This window comes from Planktothrix mougeotii LEGE 06226, from assembly GCF_015207485.1.
Classification (GTDB): Bacteria; Cyanobacteriota; Cyanobacteriia; order Cyanobacteriales; family Microcoleaceae; genus Planktothrix.
Genome location: NZ_JADEWU010000064.1, coordinates 1 through 17,677, shown reverse-complemented (window position 1 = coordinate 17,677; position 17,677 = coordinate 1). Strand labels below are relative to the sequence as shown.

20 protein-coding genes are annotated in these 17,677 nt (G+C 37.7%); 12 read left to right on the top strand and 8 right to left on the bottom strand.

Annotated elements, in window-relative coordinates; genetic code table 11:
- On the top strand, positions 1 to 2,019 hold the full coding sequence (locus IQ236_RS20915) for a CHAT domain-containing protein (protein WP_193871072.1): 2,019 nt from the start codon (positions 1 to 3) through the stop codon (positions 2,017 to 2,019).
- Positions 2,020 to 2,204: 185 nt separating this feature from the next.
- Entirely contained in the window at positions 2,205 to 2,432 is a 228-nt protein-coding gene (locus IQ236_RS20910) for a hypothetical protein (protein WP_193871071.1), read from the top strand.
- A 41-nt stretch (positions 2,433 to 2,473) separates the two neighbouring features.
- On the opposite strand, the gene IQ236_RS20905 is transcribed toward IQ236_RS20910, so the two are convergent.
- From IQ236_RS20905 to cobA, 4 genes are read right to left on the bottom strand one after another with little or no spacing between them, the layout of a single operon-like run.
- A complete protein-coding gene (locus IQ236_RS20905; protein ID WP_228041782.1) occupies positions 2,474 to 2,821 on the bottom strand; it encodes a hypothetical protein in 348 nt (115 codons plus the stop codon).
- A 22-nt stretch (positions 2,822 to 2,843) separates the two neighbouring features.
- Positions 2,844 to 3,224, bottom strand: coding sequence for a papain fold toxin domain-containing protein (locus IQ236_RS20900; RefSeq protein WP_193871070.1), 381 nt, complete (start codon positions 3,222 to 3,224; stop codon positions 2,844 to 2,846).
- 4 nt (positions 3,225 to 3,228) lie between these two features.
- Entirely contained in the window at positions 3,229 to 3,648 is a 420-nt protein-coding gene (locus IQ236_RS27875; protein WP_228041781.1) for a type II toxin-antitoxin system Phd/YefM family antitoxin, read from the bottom strand.
- 35 nt (positions 3,649 to 3,683) lie between these two features.
- Positions 3,684 to 5,282 (bottom strand): uroporphyrinogen-III C-methyltransferase, encoded by a 1,599-nt coding sequence (gene cobA, locus IQ236_RS20890; protein WP_193871069.1) that lies wholly within the window; start codon positions 5,280 to 5,282, stop codon positions 3,684 to 3,686.
- 244 nt (positions 5,283 to 5,526) lie between these two features.
- Here cobA and IQ236_RS20885 point away from each other — a divergent pair, with 244 nt between their 5' ends.
- The 4 genes from IQ236_RS20885 to IQ236_RS20870 all read left to right on the top strand — a co-directional run bounded on the left by IQ236_RS20885 (position 5,527) and on the right by IQ236_RS20870 (position 7,242).
- On the top strand, positions 5,527 to 6,303 hold the full coding sequence (locus tag IQ236_RS20885) for a hypothetical protein (RefSeq protein ID WP_193871068.1): 777 nt from the start codon (positions 5,527 to 5,529) through the stop codon (positions 6,301 to 6,303).
- 136 nt (positions 6,304 to 6,439) lie between these two features.
- Positions 6,440 to 6,688, top strand: a complete 249-nt coding sequence (locus IQ236_RS20880) for a type II toxin-antitoxin system Phd/YefM family antitoxin (protein WP_193871067.1) — start codon at positions 6,440 to 6,442, stop codon at positions 6,686 to 6,688.
- A 186-nt stretch (positions 6,689 to 6,874) separates the two neighbouring features.
- Complete coding sequence (locus IQ236_RS20875; protein ID WP_083616607.1) at positions 6,875 to 7,066, top strand: hypothetical protein; 192 nt, start codon at positions 6,875 to 6,877, stop codon at positions 7,064 to 7,066.
- Entirely contained in the window at positions 7,063 to 7,242 is a 180-nt protein-coding gene (locus tag IQ236_RS20870; RefSeq protein ID WP_026788940.1) for a type II toxin-antitoxin system HicA family toxin, read from the top strand. Before IQ236_RS20875 ends, IQ236_RS20870 begins: the two co-directional genes overlap by 4 nt.
- A 162-nt stretch (positions 7,243 to 7,404) precedes the next feature.
- On the opposite strand, the gene tftA is transcribed toward IQ236_RS20870, so the two are convergent.
- On the bottom strand, positions 7,405 to 8,769 hold the full coding sequence (tftA, locus tag IQ236_RS20865; RefSeq protein WP_193871066.1) for a hormogonium tapered terminus morphoprotein TftA: 1,365 nt from the start codon (positions 8,767 to 8,769) through the stop codon (positions 7,405 to 7,407).
- Between the two features lie 67 nt (positions 8,770 to 8,836).
- On the opposite strand from tftA, the gene IQ236_RS20860 reads away from it, so the two are divergent.
- Positions 8,837 to 9,226, top strand: a complete 390-nt coding sequence (locus tag IQ236_RS20860) for a VOC family protein (protein ID WP_193871081.1) — start codon at positions 8,837 to 8,839, stop codon at positions 9,224 to 9,226.
- Here the strand turns inward: IQ236_RS20860 and IQ236_RS20855 are convergent.
- Positions 9,215 to 9,505, bottom strand: a complete 291-nt coding sequence (locus IQ236_RS20855) for a hypothetical protein (RefSeq protein WP_193871065.1) — start codon at positions 9,503 to 9,505, stop codon at positions 9,215 to 9,217. The two genes, IQ236_RS20860 and IQ236_RS20855, sit on opposite strands and share 12 nt — an antisense overlap.
- 30 nt (positions 9,506 to 9,535) lie before the next feature.
- The gene (locus IQ236_RS20850; RefSeq protein ID WP_193871080.1) at positions 9,536 to 10,198 is read right to left on the bottom strand and encodes a phosphoribosyltransferase; all 663 of its coding nucleotides are present in this window, start codon (positions 10,196 to 10,198) and stop codon (positions 9,536 to 9,538) included.
- Positions 10,199 to 10,345: 147 nt separating this feature from the next.
- Here IQ236_RS20850 and IQ236_RS20845 point away from each other — a divergent pair, with 147 nt between their 5' ends.
- Genes IQ236_RS20845 through IQ236_RS20825 form a run of 5 tightly spaced genes read left to right on the top strand, consistent with a single transcriptional unit; the run spans position 10,346 to position 16,447 of the window.
- Positions 10,346 to 11,053 (top strand): uracil-DNA glycosylase, encoded by a 708-nt coding sequence (locus tag IQ236_RS20845; RefSeq protein ID WP_193871064.1) that lies wholly within the window; start codon positions 10,346 to 10,348, stop codon positions 11,051 to 11,053.
- A gap of 32 nt (positions 11,054 to 11,085) precedes the next feature.
- Positions 11,086 to 12,270, top strand: coding sequence for an ABC transporter permease (locus tag IQ236_RS20840; protein ID WP_193871063.1), 1,185 nt, complete (start codon positions 11,086 to 11,088; stop codon positions 12,268 to 12,270).
- 28 nt (positions 12,271 to 12,298) lie between these two features.
- Positions 12,299 to 13,483, top strand: a complete 1,185-nt coding sequence (locus IQ236_RS20835; RefSeq protein WP_193871062.1) for an ABC transporter permease — start codon at positions 12,299 to 12,301, stop codon at positions 13,481 to 13,483.
- A 41-nt stretch (positions 13,484 to 13,524) separates the two neighbouring features.
- The gene (locus tag IQ236_RS20830; RefSeq protein WP_193871061.1) at positions 13,525 to 15,504 is read left to right on the top strand and encodes a TolC family protein; all 1,980 of its coding nucleotides are present in this window, start codon (positions 13,525 to 13,527) and stop codon (positions 15,502 to 15,504) included.
- The gene (locus IQ236_RS20825) at positions 15,497 to 16,447 is read left to right on the top strand and encodes an RluA family pseudouridine synthase (RefSeq protein WP_193871060.1); all 951 of its coding nucleotides are present in this window, start codon (positions 15,497 to 15,499) and stop codon (positions 16,445 to 16,447) included. Before IQ236_RS20830 ends, IQ236_RS20825 begins: the two co-directional genes overlap by 8 nt.
- Before the next feature lie 22 nt (positions 16,448 to 16,469).
- On the opposite strand, the gene IQ236_RS20820 is transcribed toward IQ236_RS20825, so the two are convergent.
- On the bottom strand, positions 16,470 to 17,561 hold the full coding sequence (locus tag IQ236_RS20820) for a hybrid sensor histidine kinase/response regulator (RefSeq protein WP_193871059.1): 1,092 nt from the start codon (positions 17,559 to 17,561) through the stop codon (positions 16,470 to 16,472).
- Positions 17,562 to 17,677: the final 116 nt, after the last annotated feature.

Here is a 17,677-nt window from a genome sequence, read left to right as displayed (position 1 = left end):
ATGGATTTTCCGACTCAAAACTTATTAGCTTTCCAAAATCTCTGGAAAAATCAACCGGATCTGTTTTCAGAAGAAGCTCGTTTAAGTTTGTCTCAAATCATATCTGAACTTGAAGAAGATTTAGACAAAATCTCCCAAAAAATTATAGCCTGGTGTCAATCTTATTCAGAAATTAAGAAAGCTCTAGCAGGCGAACGGAAGAAATTAGGTGCTGATATTGCTGAAAGAAACATTAAGAGAATACCAGAAGTAACTAACTCACCCGAACAAATCAATCCCCAAGAATATATCAAATGGATGCAGGATAATTTTGCTTCATCTTCTAAAGAGGTAGTCATTTGGCAGAAAATGGAGTACACCGATGAAGATACTATGCTCGATGAAGGGAATTTTTTTAATAAAAGTCTGATTTCTGTTACTCAAACTCATCCTGAATCTACTGAAATTGTTAATAATAAACCGTCAGCATTACCCCGTTATACCGATATTTCTTGCCCGCGTCGCGTCTGCAAAAAAACTGACCGATTTTCCGTAGTTGTTCGCTTGACTTTACAACCATCTCCTTATAGTGATGCTCCGGTAGAACAATTAAATATTACTAGCGAAAATCTCCCTGTAATCGTCCATTTAGATGCACCTGCATTTGATTGTATTAATAAACCTCAACAACCGATTACTCTCAAACCTAATGGTGATTCTAGTCCTGTAGTTTTTGATCTAAAACCCAAAGATATTACCGGATATCATACCCTTAATTTTGAATTTTTCCAGGGGGAACATCTGATTGGCGCAACCAGTACCAAAATAGAAATTACGGCTTATGAAGTTAGTAGTGAATCTATTTTCCTTCCTCAAACACAATTAGCTGCTCTTGTTGAGAGTAAACCCTCTGATTTGATTCTTTATGTTAAATATGACCGACTGGGAAATGAGCGATCGCTACGTTACACTTTATATCGTGATGGTTTACCGAAAGATTACGCTCCGGTTAATTTAATGGGAGATTTAGAAACTTATGCTGACACATTATACAGCAAAATCACCAATTTATTTAACCGAAATACCTTAAGAGTAAAACGAGTAGAAGCCCCAACAAATGGGAATAATGCAGAGATGGATCGTCGCATCAAACAAATAGGACATAAATTGTGGAATTTTATCTTACCAGATGAACTCAAAAAAGATTATTTAGAACACCCGGAAAAATGGCAGGGCAAAACCCTATTAATTGTTTCCGATGAACCTTATATTCCTTGGGAATTAGTTTGGCCTTATAACAAGAACCCTGAATGGGAAGATAAAGTTCCTTGGTGTATTAGTATGCAGTTAACCCGATGGTTAAGAAATGATTTACAAGGAAATACTCATCAACTCCCCCCATCTCAAATCCATTTCAATAAACTTGCTTGTCTAGCACCCGTCGCGGCTCAACTGATCAAGGCTCAAGAAGAAAAACAATTTTTAGAACAATTAAGCGAGAAACATAACATTAATAATGTTAGTCCTAAAGATTGTTACTTATCAGATATTTGGAAACTATTAGAAACCAGTGGTTATAATTGGTTTCATATAGCTTCTCATGGTAATTTTAACAACAACACACCGGATGATCCTTCAGCTATTATGTTAGAAAATGCAGACAATTTAACGTTAGATGATTTTTTCAATCCAAAAATTGAAAGCCATATCCAAAAAACACGACCTGCATTTGTCTTTAACTCCTGTCATAGTGGCCGTCAATCTTGGGCTTTAAGAGGATTAGGGGGATGGCCTAATCATTTAATTGGGATGGGTGCAGGTTTATTTTTAGCTCCATTATGGCCTGTTAGTGATGGTTGTGCCTTAGTATTTGCTAAACAGTTTTATCAGGAGTTATTGAGGGGTAAAACCGTTGCTCAAGCGATGTTATCCAGTCGTCTAGCAATTAAAGATGTCTGTCAAGGTGATTCCAGTTGGTTAGCCTATAGTGTCTATGCTCATCCTAATGCTACCGTGAAGACTATTACAACTAGGGTTTAGATTATTTGACTCAGCCAGAAAAAAATCTTTAGTTTAAAAATAGGAGAATGTTTGTAGTTAGGCTTTAGCCCCTCCTATCTGTGCTGATCAACAAGTTGTGGGTGAGTTTCAGTTGTTTGAGGGGGTGATATTGTGCTATAATTTTACGAGACAATCAATTAAAATTGCCAATTATAAAGAAAACTATGGCTAGTATTATTCTGCAAGTTGATGAAGAAATTAAAGCGGTATTTGAACAGGCTAACCCTGAAATTCAGAAACAGCTAAGTCATATTATTCAATTGTTTTTGAGAGAAAAGTTATACAGCAAAACTTTGACTGAGGTGATGGCAGAAATTTCAGACAAAGCACAACAGCGAGGCTTAACACCAGAAATTTTACAAGACATTTTAGCAGATGACAATGACGAATAGATTTGTCATCGATACGAATGTTTTAATCAGTGCTTTGCTCTTTAAATCTTGCTCATAACTTCCGACTTTAACTGAGGTGAAGATATTTTTTTCTCATTAATAAATTCATTAAATAGTTCAAAAAATCTATCTAGTGCATCTCTTTCATCTTCGGAATAAAATAGAATTATTCGACTCCAATGTTGAGTAGAAGGTTGATTAAATTTGGTTTCAATCCACTCCTGAAATTGCTCAAATTCCTGTTCTTCTTGACTAACCGGAATATTCACTTGACGTAAAGCAAAAGTATAGCCATCTAAAAAGGTCTGAAATTGACTAAGGGATGCTTTTCCTAAATATAAAGCTGGTCTTTGTTTAATTTTATCAATCAATTCGTAAAAGCTAATCATGATTTTACCTCCATCGTTAGAACTAAAATTCTATTTCTGTAATTTCAAAACCACTACCTAAGTCTATGGCAATACAGTAAAAGTTATTCAGCCATTCTTGTCTACTAATTCCTTGGGTATGGAGATTGTCAAAGACAAGTTCAATCCCATTCAATTCTACAGCAACTCCTTGATGACGACCATTAGTAGCAATATTTCGTTGCAGTTGATCATGGTAAATATTACCATATTTTCCTTGTTCTCGACCTGTGTATAATTTAATCAGTTTACCCGAAATTCTCGAATTAATTAAAAATTCCTGAATAGCTTGGGCGCAAGGTTCGCATTCAAAGAGTTTAAATGAACTAGCTATGGTGGTTATCTGCTGATAAATTTCATCATCAGTTGGACGGAGTTGTGTCATTATTCTAAATTACAAAATTATCAAAATCACTAGCAATAGTAATTGGTTTTCCTCTGAGTGGGTAATGTTTTTTTATTGGTGTAGTTTGACAGGGAACAATTCTAACAATGGGTAAACCATTGCGAGTAATTACAACTTCAGATTGGTTTGCTGTAGTCAATACACAAATAGGCTCCAGCCAATGCTCAGTTCCCCATTTAAAAATACTGATTTTTTCGAGATCAGCTAACATCCCAAATGGAATATTACCATGAGCTTGTGCTAATAAATCTGTAATTTTGGTATTGATTTGGGCATCTTTTGTGCTGGTTTTAATATCAACCAGTAAGACCGGGTTGCCGTTTTTGTCTCTAGCAACAATATCAGCATTAATGAACAATCGTAAAACTTGAGAATGGATAGGATTACATGAGCTAATGTCCATAATTACCTCCTTTTTAAAGTCATTTAAGTCGAGAATTAGCAGGCAGAACTAACTGAATAATTAATAATCGCTTGGGTTAATCCTTCTAAGGTATATTCTTGAGGTTCAATGTCTACCCGTCCTAATAAATTGATACAACTTTTAGAGGTTTGGGGGCCAATAGAAGCAATACAAATTGAGTCTAAATAATTGGGGGGTAAAGTGTGTTCAGGGAGCACTTGAATTAACTGACAAAAATTTTTAACGGTTTTAGAACTTGCAAAGGTAATCACATCTATTTTTTGACTTTGTAACGCTTCTAAAACTTCACAAGGAATACTTTCAGGACAGCCAGATTCATAAGCCGCTACTTCCACAACTGTTGCGCCTTTTGCGGTTAATTCCTGAACTAAAACTTCCCGTCCTCCGGTTTCCACTCTAGGAAATAAAATTCTTTTACCGTCTAAAGATTCAGGGAAATGTTCAACCAGTGAATCTGCAACAAAATCTGGGGGAATAAAATCTGGTTTTAAACAACGTTCTTGTAAACTGGCTGCGGTTTTTTTACCAACAACGGCTATTTTAGTTTGACCTAAACTACGGATATCTTTTCCAAGAGCCATTAACCGATTGAAAAAGTATTCAACGCCATTAGAAGAGGTTAAAATTAACCAATCAAAATGATTTTCAGACCCTTTTTCTAACTGTTCAATGGCTTGATCTAAACTATCCCAACTGGAGGGAGGAGTAATCACTAAAGCTGGCATTTCTATCACCGTTGTGCCCTGTGCTTTTAATAAGTCACTAAATTGACTGGATTGTTCAGCAGAACGAGTAATTAATATTGTTTTACCCAATAGCGGTTTATTCATAATATTCTGATTTAAAATAGAATTTTCTAGGGGTTGATTGAATTGCCAAGAGTGTTGGGTAGGGTTAAGGAAATCTCGCAAGCGCACGACTTCACCTACTACAATCACACAGGGAGATAAAGATTCATGGGCTGTTATTTCTACAATATCATTTAATGTACCGATCCAAACTTGTTGTTGAGGACAACCCCCAGATTTAATAATAGCAATGGGGGTTTGGGGTAGTCGTTCATGGCGGAGAAGTTGATGGACAATTTCAGCTAAATTTCGTCCTCCCATTAAAATCACTAAGGTTTCAATTTGCGAAACAATTTGCCAATCTAAGGCTTCTAAATCATGGGCGGTCATGACTGCAAAGCAACGACTCATTACCGGGTCTGTTAGGGGAATATAGGCGAGAGTTGGTGCGGCTAAAGCGGATGAAAGTCCGGGGATGACTTCAAAGTTACATTGAGCTTCTATTAAGGTTTGAATTTCGGAAGTGGTACGCCCAAAAATAAACGGATCGCCTCCTTTTAAACGAATAACTTGTTTTCCTCGCAGACAATATTCGACTAATAATTGATTAATTTCTGCTTGGGGAGTGCTTGGCTGTCCGCCTCGTTTTCCTACATTAATTTTTAAACAATTTGCCTGAATTAATGTTAAAATAGAGTCATCAACTAAAGCATCATAAATTATGACTTCTGCTTGGGAGAGTAATGCTTGAGCTTGTAAGGTTAGATAAGCAATTTCTCCTAACCCAGCCCCCATTAAATAAACTTTTCCTTTTTTCTCGATCATTGGTAAAATTTTAGAGAAGTGAAGGTTTAAACCTAATTTTATCCTAACTCAAGGGTATGAAGCTTTAAGAAGTGTCACAGTGGATATCAAAATATTACTATTTTTCTTCATAATCGGGGAACAGAAGTGGGGTGAATTGACGTTGTGAGGGTCAATAGTCTATGACTTGACCGAATATTTAGGGTTTTTGGTGCGTGCGCGTTGCTTACGCACCCTACTAATTATTGAGGAGGGTTGAATTTTTATGAGAATACAGTTTAATTATGGGGATTTTGGTTTAGGATTAACTGTGATTTTGTTACTGACTTTTAGTGTTTTACAATGGTTACATATTCCGGCGGGAAGCTTTTTAGATTGGGTGATTGGTTGTGCGGTTTTTTGGTGGTTATTGTTGATTGTAACGGTTCCTTGGAATGTTCATTTTGAGGCGAAAGAAGTCTTAGCAGAAGCCGAAGAATCGAAAAAAAAGGGAATTTTTGTTGAAGAACAACAAGTTCAATATGTCACTCAGTTAGCTCAACGTTCTCTTTGGGTTGCTTTGGGTTTACATTTGTTATCCACTGTCGGACTTTATGGGTTAGCTTGGTTAGGAATTAGTGTGGTGGGTTATTGGGGTGCAGGTGCGGCTTTACTATTAACAATTTTACGGCCTTCGGTGCGTGCTTATCAATATTTAGCCACTCGATTAGCAATGGTTCGTCGTCAATTTTCCTATCCCCGTGAGGATGTTGTAGAACTGCGAAATCGCTTTGAAATTTTGGAAACAACCTTAAAAGAGTTAGAGAGAAAATTGAATCTCAAATATCCTGATTCTTGGGCGACTCAGCAAGAACAAAAATGCCAAGCTATTCGTGAAGGTTTAACGAATTTAACAGCTAATTTAGAAACGTTAAAAGCGACGAATCAATCGGAACATCAGCGTTTAGAAAGAGAAGCCAAAAATGCGATCGCTCAATTAAGTGCTGATGGTCAATTTCTCAATCATGTTCGAGAAATTATTCGATTTGTTAAAGAGGCGTAATGGGTTTGCTGTTGATAGTAATATTCCATCCCTTAATGATCCTCCAAAACCTCCTTTTTTTAAAGGGGTTAGGGGGAATCATCTGTAGCATTTATAATTAGATTTCATATAATATAATCTATACAAGGAGAAAAAAATGAAAAGTGTTACACCAAAGGAATTACAAGGTAATCTTGACAATTTGCTCGACGAGATTTTAAGAACAGGGATACCTTTGGAAATTGATCGGGGGGGGAAACGTCTCCGCATTGTCCCCGTAGAAAAGTTAGAGAAGTTACAGAACTTGGTATATCGTCCTCATGTTATTTTAGGAGAACCGGACGATCTGATTGATCTCCATTGGGAGCAGGAGGTCAATCTTGATCTACCTTATGGGAATAATTGATAATCAATATATTAGGGACTGTATCCTGATTAACGTGAGTTCGACCGAGCGTGAGGGCGTAGCTACCGCTTGTCGGCATCGCACCATCAACTTCCCTACACCCAAAAGAGCGATCGCAAAAGTTCTTAATTTCATTATTTTGTTGATATAATATTTGGCATAGCTATCAAAATTAACATTAAAGCAATGGATAAGCAAAAATACATTTATTGGCAAGATGAGGATATGTTTCTTGGTTACTTAGAAGAATATCCTGATTATTGGACTCAAGGAATTTCTTTAGAAGAATTAAAACAAAATTTATTAGACTTGTATCACGAATTTAGTAGCAATAATATTCCTTCTGTTAGAAAAGTTGCAGAGTTAGAGTTATTATGAAAAGGAGGGATTTAATTAAACAATTAGAAGAAATGGGCTGTGTTTTTATTAGACATGGTGGAAACCATGATTGGTATCAAAATCCGATGACAAAGATTTCACAACCTATTGCTAGACATCGAGAAATTAATCAGAATTTAGCTAAACATATACTTAAAATGCTTCAAAATCCTTAATAGCGATCGCATCTCAACAGGAGAGTGGGTGAGCACTGATTAAATTTAAAATGCTTATAGCAATACCCTGGACAGTTTTTGAGTAAAAGCCTAGAACCCTTATTCTACTGTTGCGATGGGCTCCACCCAGCCGAAGGCGATCGCAAACTGTCCGAAGTGTTGTTATAATAATCCTGATAGTTCATAGAGTCTTCTGACTAACGCTAAAATTTGATCGCCGTAGGTGGGATCGTCTGACCAGCGACCGCTTAATTGTTGTAGATAGGGGGCGATTCCTCTGGTGACAAATTCAAAGCGAGGATCGACAATATCTTGTACTAAAGGTTCATGACTGGCGTAGGCTTTTAAATGTTGAATATGGGCTCGGATTCCAATTTCTGCTGTGGGGAAAGACGCACTTTCCGAGGCGCCTCCTAAACTTCCTAAACCGCCAAAATTATATTGTTCAGGTTTTAGGATTCCCCCAAATTGTAAGAAGTTGGTTTCTAAACACATTTGACAAAAGGCAATATCATGATTAACCCCTTCAATACTGGCTTCTTCTCGATAGAGTTTGGCAATTTGAGGAACGCTATTGATCAAATTAGAATCCTGGGTTTTGATAAACATAATCAATTGCACTTCTGTAGTTAACCCATTGCCCATAATCTGATCCATTTGACTATTATAAGGGCGAATATTAGAACGCAAAACAACACTGCGATTGGGATTATCCCAACTCACAGAAATACCACAATTTCTTAAATCTATCGCACGAATATAAACAATATTATTGTATCGAATTCTTCTGACTCTATTAGAAATTTGAGATAAATTTAATCCTAATTTATCGACTAAATCAATGGGAATAAAGGCATTTCCATTCACTAAAATTCCATTTTCTCCATAGCGACGACCATTAATATTAATCCCAATAGAACCATAAACAGGTGTACCGGGAGGAACAGTTGGAATCGGAGTTGTAGAGTCCTGATTTAACCAACTGATTAATCCATTGGTAATTCCAATAGCAATATCTCGTCGTCGGGTTTGAATTAAAGCCCGATCAGTGGGATTGGTTAAGAATCCTAATTCTAAGTAGAGGGAAGGAATCGCAATCCAACGAATAAAAATTAAGCTTCCTAATCCCGTTTCAGTGTCGGGTTTTGCGCCTCGATTGGGAAGTTGAGGAACTTGTTGCAAAAGGGATAATAAAATGGATTCCGCTTGTTTTTTTCGTTGGGAATTTCCCGCAATATAAAAAGCGGTTACTCCCCGAATAGAAGGGTTAGATGATCCACCCATTTGCAGTTCTAAAGCTACATCTCCAAATTGAGAATGAGCATTAATCCAATCAATGGTTTGAGTTTGGCTGAGATCATCAGGAACCACAATCACTTGAAACCCCTTTGATCGCAATTCACTAACGACTAAATCCCGAATGCGAATCATTTCTTGGGCTTCCGTTGTCCCGCCTGCAATTGTACCCGGATCTCTTACACCATTTTCAAATCCTCCATGACCTGCGGATAAAAAAATTCGTCCCATTGTTTAAGCTCTCGACTTTAAGTTTAATATTGAGGGCAATTGCGTGATTAAATTTTTACTTCCCTTTATGGTTTTACACTGCCAAGAGGCTTTTGTCACCCTTGCTGACCCTAAAATGGAAATTTTGGTCAACTTTTATGCTCACTTGTTGGGAATAGAGCCCGTTTCTCATATTCCCCATCGTTATGCAGAATTTCAGTTACCGAGTTTAAGATTGGGAATTTTTCAACCTAAACCGACCCATATTTCTGAATTTTCTTCAGGGGGGAAAACCGGAATGAGTTTGTGTTTGGAAGTGCAGGATTTAGAAGCTGCGATCGCCCATTTAAAACGTCTGGGATATCCACCCCCCGGAGAGATTATAACGGCTTCTCATGGTCGAGAAATTTATGCTTATGATCCGATGGGAAATCGTTTAATTTTATATGAAATTCCGGGCAGTGTTTCATCCGACTAAATCAATTAACGTGTAAGCACTGAGTATTAATAAGACGATGGCTAAACCTTGGGTCAGTTGCAGATGAGGGGAAGGAATCAGAGCTTCTCGAATTAACATTGATGTTGATGATCCCGCAACATAACTCAGAGACAAAACCAAATAAGGCCACTGTGCGGTCAAACTCCAAAGGAACAGTAAAAGGATGCCTAAGAGTAACATCAACACCTCAACAAACTGAGGGGGATTATATTGGGTTGAAAAGACAAAAGTTTGCCACCAAATGCGCCAACTTCTCATGATGGTTAATCGAGAACTGTAAATTGTTATTCATTGTAGCCAGATTTGGTGTTGCAGTTGCGATAAGGCGGTTTGGGTTTCGACTTGCTCAAACTCTTCATAAAACCGACTAACATTAAAAAACGGATGGGGAGTTTCTAACACAATCACGCGATCGCACCATTCCTGCATATAAGGCATTAATTCCAAGGGCGCGACGGGAACACAAATCCAAATCCCCAGGGGTTGATACGCTTTTAACGCCTTCGCCGCGACAGCCATTGTCATTCCAGTGGCTATCCCATCATCGACCACCAGCGCCAAAGCTCCGTGAGGGGCCACTGGGGGACAACTGGGAGATAACTGTTCCCAGGCTTGTTGTGCTTTGGTTTGAGCCTCCTGTAACATCCTCTGTTGCAGGCTAAGATTGGGGGGTTTTCGTTTTGACCACAGAACTTGACCATCGGATGTAACTGCACCCAAAGCCAATTCTGGGTTATCGGGGAGGGTAATTTTTTTAGCAACAATCACACTCAACGGAGATTGTAAACGTTGAGCAATGGGAACCGCAACGGGTACACCCCCACGAGGTAAGGCATAAACAACAATTTTCTGCTCCTCCTGGGGGCTGTCAAAACTCATCTGTAACACAATCTCTTTTGCGAGTTCCTCACCAGCATGAGTTCGATCTCGAAATAGGGGTATGGATAACATCAACTGCTTGCCCTCGGCAATCGCATCACCTCTATAATGACGGTTACAGTCAAGAGTTGCAACATCAGAAATTCCGCCTGCCATTAAAATAGTGTTGGTTGTCGGTGAAAAATTAACCGTCAACAGTCAACCGTCAACACCCTTACTATGTCTGATCACGAACAATTGAGTTTATTCGATTTCAACAATTCTGAACCTTCCCCTCCGTCTGTGTCATCGAATTTTAATCGAGATTTAATTCCGACTGATGCTAAAATTCCGATTCCTGTCGGGACTTATCAAACTTTAGAAGAAATTTCTAACCATTGTAATCATTGTTATCGCTGTGAATTAGGACAAAATCGTACCCATGCGGTTATCGGTCGAGGTCATATTCAAGCACCAATTATGATTGTGGGGGAAGCACCCGGTCAAAATGAAGATGAACAGGGTTTACCCTTTGTCGGACGTTCAGGACAACTGTTAGAAAAAATTTTAGAATCCGTTGGTTTAAGTACCGATCAAGAGGTTTATATTTCTAATGCAATTCGTTGTCGTCCTCCCAATAATCGCACTCCAACGCCTCAAGAAATGGAAGCTTGCAAACCTTATTTATTAGAACAAATTCGTTTAGTGAATCCTAAAATTATTTTATTAACGGGAGCAACGGCGGTAAAATCTATTTTAGGCGATAAACGGGGAATTACTAAAATTAGGGGGCAATGGATGGAATGGGAGGGTCGATTATGTATGCCGATTTTTCACCCCGCTTATTTATTAAGAAATCCTTCCCGTGAAACCGGATCACCGAAATGGTTAATGTGGCAAGATATTCAAGCAGTTCGTGATAAATTGAATGAGTTAATGTCGAATTAAACCTATGATGGAACTAATTTTGTAAAAAGATTATGGGTCTTTCTATTCTGAGTTTAGTTCAATTAAGTTGTCGTTCTTTATTAGGCAATCCCGTCCGTTCTTTCTTATCAGGAATTGGGGTCTTTATGGGGGTGGCTGCGGTGAATGCAACTTTGCAAGTCGGGAATATTAGCCGTGGGGTGATTGAACAACAATTAGCTGAACGAGATGCACCACAAATTGCCATCTATGGAGATTGGAACCCCATTACTAAAGATTCTGCACAACTCAGTTTAGAAGACGTAAAAATTTTACGAAAACAGTTAAAAGGGTTAAAATCTATTAGTGGCATGAATTACAGATACTCTGTAGAGGTTTTTTTTCAAAATCAGCAAGCTAATCCGATTGCTATAGCCACAACAATTGATTTTTTAAGCACATTAGGGCGTAAATTAGTAGCGGGTCGTTCTTTCACTAGCCGTGACTTTAACAACTATCAAAATGTTGTTATTATTGATCAATTTTTATCTAATAAAATCTTTAAAAAAAATCAATCATTAGGACAAACTATTTATATTGATTTTAGACCTTATGTTGTCGTTGGAATTGTTGTATCTAAACCGATATGGGAGGAAGAGCCAAGAGGTGTTATTTATCTCCCCATGGCAATTTATAGTGCTATTACAGGACACAAAGAAATCAATACTTTGCAATTACGTCCCTACGAAATTGAAAATTTAGAGACTTTAGAAAAACAAGCTAAAAAAATATTAGAACAACGCTTTATCGGGTATAAATTTGGAGCTTGGAATACGGCTGAGAAAATTTTAGAACAGAAAAAAACCTTAGATTCTGTTTCTAAAGCCTTATTAGTTGTCGGTGCGATCGCTTTAATGGTCGGAGGGGTTGGTATTGCTAATATTACCATTGCATCAGTAATCGAAAGAACTCCAGAAATTGGATTACGGCGTGCGGTAGGCGCAACCCAATTAGATATTATGTTGCAATTTATTTTAGAAGCCGCTATTTTAAGTTTAATCGGGGGAATAATTGCCATTGTCACAGTTCATGCTGTAACAGTTGTGATCGCAGAACAATTTAAGTTACCCTATCAATTTGAACGCCAAACCGCTATATTTTCCCTAAGTTCAGCTATATTAGTGGGAGTGGGAGCCGGATTTTTCCCCGCATTACGCGCCAGTCAACTTGACCCAGTAAAAGCATTAAGAGGAGAGTAAAGAACAATTCCAATAAAAATACAGAATTATGGGTCTTTCTATCTTGAGTTTAATCGGATTAAGTTGTCGTTCTTTATTAGGCAATCCCGTCCGTTCTTTCTTATCAGGAATTGGGGTATTTATGGGGGTGGCTGCGGTGAATGCAACCTTGCAAGTCGGTAATATTAGCCGTGGGGTCATTGAGCAACAATTAGCTGAACGAGATGCGCCACAAATTCGTATATTTCCAGATTGGAATCCTATTACAAAAGAGTCTGCACAACTGACTTTAGAAGATCTAAAAATATTAAAACAACAGTTGAAATCTTTACGCTCTATTATTGGCATAAACTGGATGAGAGATCAACAGGTTATTTTTCAAAATCAGCAAGCTAATCCTTCTGCTATAGCTACAACAATCGATTTTTTAAACACATCAGGACGTAAGTTAGTGGCTGGACGGGATTTTACTTCTAATGATTTTGAAACCTATAAACCTGTCATTATTATTGATCAATTTTTGGCTGATAAACTCTTTGAAAAAATCAATCCTTTAGGAAAAAGTATTTATCTTAATTTTAGACCTTATACTGTGATTGGGATTGTTGCTACTCAACAAAGCCAGGAGCAAGAACCAACGGGCTCTTTGTATATTCCGATGGCAATTTATAGTGCAATTACAGGCAGAAAAAATATTAGAATGATGTGGTTACGTCCCTATGAAATTGAAGATTTAGAGACTTTAGAGAAACAAGCTAAAAAAATATTAGAACAACGGTTTATTGGGTATAAGTTTAGAACGTGGAATACAATTGAGGATATTTTAGAACAGCAAAAAACCTTAGATTCTGTTTCTAAAGCTTTATTAGTGGTCGGTGCGATCGCGTTAATTGTCGGAGGGGTTGGTATTGCTAATATTACTATTGCATCGGTGATCGAAAGAACTCCAGAAATTGGATTACGACGGGCGATCGGAGCGACGCAATTAGATATTATGTTGCAATTTATTTTAGAAGCCGCTATTTTAAGTTTAATCGGGGGAATAATTGCCATTGTCACAGTTCATGGGGCGACGGTTGTTATCGCAGAACAATTTAAGCTACCCTATGAATTTGAACGTAAAACCGCTATATTTTCCCTAAGTTCAGCTATATTAGTGGGAGTGGGAGCCGGATTTTTCCCCGCATTACGCGCCAGTCAACTTGACCCAGTGAAAGCTTTAAGAGGAGAATAGGGCAGAATATAAATTGTTAACAAAACGAGGGTTTGAGGGTTATGAAGAAACCAAAAAATTTAGAGTTAGAATCATCACTCAACCCTGAACCTGGGGAAGAATCTGAACCCTTAAATTTGTTACCTTTGGGGATGATTCTAACTTTAATATCAGGTTTAGGGGGAATTGTAGTAATGGCACTTCCTTCTAAACCTATAAATCCTGAATCTTCTGCTCTTTCCTCAAAGCTAGAATGGTTTTCTCCCCCAATTTCCACTTCCCCATCTCTACCCCCTCTTAATCCAATTTCTCAACCAATTTCGGGGGATCTTCCAGCCGATATGATGGGAAATTTAATCCCTACACCTCACGTTCAATCTAACCCTTCTCTTCCATTATTAGAAGAACTTAGCCTTGAGCAATATTCCTCCATCCCTCCTAATTTATTAGATGAGAATATTAATATTTTAAATCCGAGTCCTCAAGCTTTAACTGAAGACAATAATGTTTCTGAAGTTGAGACGACTATTGAAAGTATTGAGAATAGTATGACCCCTTTAAATTTAACGGCTAGTCGTCCTCAATATCAAATGTTGACCCAACAGCCTTCTAATCTTCAACCTGCTTCTCCCGTTCCCGTTGTTTCTGAACAAGATGGAGTTGAATTAACCTTGCAGGATGTGATTATTTTAGCGTTAGAAAATAACCGCACGATTAAAAATCAATATTTAGAACGAATTGTAGAACGTCAGAATTTAGCCGTCGCTGAAGATAAATTTAATCCTGATTTTACACCCAGTTTAGCGATTGGATGGGATAATATTACTCAGGGAAATCTAACAACAATGACTCGTGGTTTAATCTTATCAGCAAAAGTCTTTGTTAGAATTCCCACAGGAGGAGCGCTTAATTTGGAGTGGACTGGACAAAGACAACAGAGAAATTATCAAGGTTCAGGGTTTTCTGATCAAGATGTTTTAAGACAAAATTTAGCAGTCGTTTTTAACCAACCTTTATTAAGGGGTGCCGGTGAAACGGTTAATCGAGCTTCCGTTGAAATTGCCCGAATTCAAGAAACAATTAATTTACTCAATTTAAAATCAATTTTAATTGATAAAATTACCGAAACCATTTTAGCTTATCGCAATTTACTGCAAGCGCAAGAACAACTTAAAATTGAGCAACAATCTTTAATTATTGCACAACAGCAAGTCGAAAATACCCAAGTTTTTATTGAGGCTGGACGCAGACCGAGAGCCGACTTAATTACGGTACAAACTCGCGTTGCTAATCAAGAAATTTCTTTATTAAATGCCCAGAATAATTTAAACCAGCAACGCCTTAATTTATTGGAATTATTAGATATTGATGAGGATGTTAATATTATAGCGTCTGAAAATTTAGAAATTCAACCCCAAATTTTGGAGCCTAGTGAAGTTAAACAGTTAGGCTTTGAGAACCAGCCCAATTATTTACAAGCCAGATTAAATTTAGAAATATTTAAAACCCAATTAGTTGTTGCTGAAAATAACCGTCGATGGAATATCGATTTTAAAACGGAGGTAAGACATGAACCAGCACCGGATATTATTGACAATCAAACGGATTTAAGAGCCGGATTAGTTTTTAGTAAAACCTTGGGTGATCGAACCTTAGAACGTGATTTTCAACGCAGTCGGATCGATGTTTTGCAAGCCCAAAATAACTTAACGGAAGCATCTCAAAAAATTGAGATTGATGTGAGTCAGAGGTTACAAGATATTGAAGCTACTTGGAAAAAAGTTGAGTTATCTAAACGTGCCACCCAGTTAGCTGAAGAACAACTTCGCAACGAGAAAGATAAAGTTGAGTTAGGGGTAGAAGGATCTTCCCTTGTTGATTTAGTCCGATTTCAATCGGATTTAACTCAAGCTCAAAATGATGAATTAAATGCTAAAATAGAATATCTAAATGCCTTAACCAATTTATACCAAAGTTTGGGTATAACCTTAGATAAATTAGAGATTACTCTGGAAAATAAACCTTTGCAAAATAATGAATGATTCCACTTTAATTCAGTTAACGGTAGATGCAAAAAATTTACCTCCCGATCAACAAAATCGACGGTTAGATCTGTGGTTATCTCAACAAATTTCTGATCTGTCCCGTTCTCGAATTCAAACCTTAATTAGTCAGGGATGGGTGAAAGTTAATGAACAAGTTTGTACCACTAAAAAACTGTCTGTGCAAACGGGCGATCGCTTAGAAATTATTCTTCCCCCACCCCAACCTTTAGAACTGGAAGCTGTAGATATTCCCCTGGATATTTTATATGAAGATGATTGTCTATTAATTGTGAATAAACCAGCAGGGTTAGTGGTTCATCCCGCACCGGGACATCAGAATGATACCTTAGTTAATGCGTTATTAGCTCATTGTGATCAATTAGCAGGAATTGGCGGGGTACAACGCCCTGGAATTGTGCATCGTTTAGATAAGGATACCACTGGGGCGATGGTGGTGGCCAAAACGGATTTTGCTTTACAAAGTTTACAAGCTCAAATTAAAGAAAAAACCGCCCGTCGTCAATATTTAGGGGTGGTTTATGGCGTTCCAAAAACCGAATCAGGAACCATTAATCAACCTATCGGTCGTCATCCGATTGATCGCAAAAAAATGGCAATTGTTCCCCTCGAAAAAGGAGGACGAGAAGCCGTTACCCATTGGCAAATTCAAGAGCGCATCGGGAACTATACGTTAATGTTATTTACCTTAGAAACGGGACGTACCCATCAAATCCGGGTGCATAGTGCGTTTATGGGAAATCCCATTGTCGGTGATCCTGAATATAGTCGAGGAAAAGCAATCAAGGTGAATTTACCTGGACAAGCTCTTCATGCTTGGAAATTAACGTTAAATCATCCGATTTCGGGAGAAAAAATTGAAGCGATCGCCCCTATCCCTCATCGGTTAACAACACTTTTAGAGGTCTTACGCCGTCGTTAGAATCTGAAAAGATCATGATAATTTATAAGGGGAGTGTGACGGTAAATATTGTTCCTTTTCCGACTTCACTTTCAACTTTAATTTGACCTTGGTGTAAATCAACAGCTTGTTTCACAATGGATAATCCTAACCCCGTCCCCTTAATGTTACCCACGTTAGAAGCCCGTTCAAATTGTTGAAAGAGTTTAGCTTGATAATCCATCGGTAAACCAATGCCTTCATCTGCGATTTCAAACCAAATAAATTTACCATCTTGATGAATTTTTAAGCTGACTGTACCGCCATTAGGGGAATATTTAATCGCATTCGATAACAAATTTATTAAAATATGGCGCAGTAAAGGTTTATCTAAATTTCCGTGTATGACTTCTTGAGAACTCATGAATAAAACTCGATGTCCAGCCTGAGCAAGGGGTTTTATTTCCTCGATAATAGATTGACAAAACGCCACAACTTGAGTCGGTTCTGGGTTAAAGATTAGTTTTCCAGATTCAGCCCGACTTAAAATTAACAACTCTTCTAAAAGATTGTTCATATTGCTGACGGACGTTTGAATCCGATCTAAATGTTTTTGCTTTTTGTCTTCCGTCCATTTATCACTATAATCCTTTAACATTCCAGCAGACATTTGAATGGCGGTTAAGGGAGTTTTTAAATCGTGGGAAGCAATGGATAAAAACCGAGATTTTTCATCGGTAACGGCTTGCGCCTCTTTTAAAGATTCCTGCATTTTTAATGTAGATTGATGTTTTTTTAATGCTATTTTAATAGCGGCATGAACTTCTCGCTCTTTAAACGGTTTTAGAATATATCCATAGGATTCTGTTTCTTCGGCTCGTTCTAAGGTTTCATCATCGGCATAAGCGGTTACATAAATAACAGGAATATTAAATTTTTCCTGAATGAGTTTTGCCGTTTCAATTCCATCTAAATCTCCTTTGATGACAATATCCATTAAAATTACATCTGGTTGAGTTTCTTCAACTTTTTGTAATGCTGATTCACTCGAAGACGCAATCCCAACGACAGCATACTCTAATTTTTCTAATTTTTTGGCTAATCCCTTGGCAATTAGCAACTCATCTTCCACGATTAAAATTTTAATGTCTCCCATTTTTCCCCCCAGTTTATAACAGGAATTTTGGCAATTGATTTAATTTTCGGAATTTTATACACTTATGACTTTTAATAACCATATTAACATCTTCTCTCCCCCTCTCCCCTTGTCCC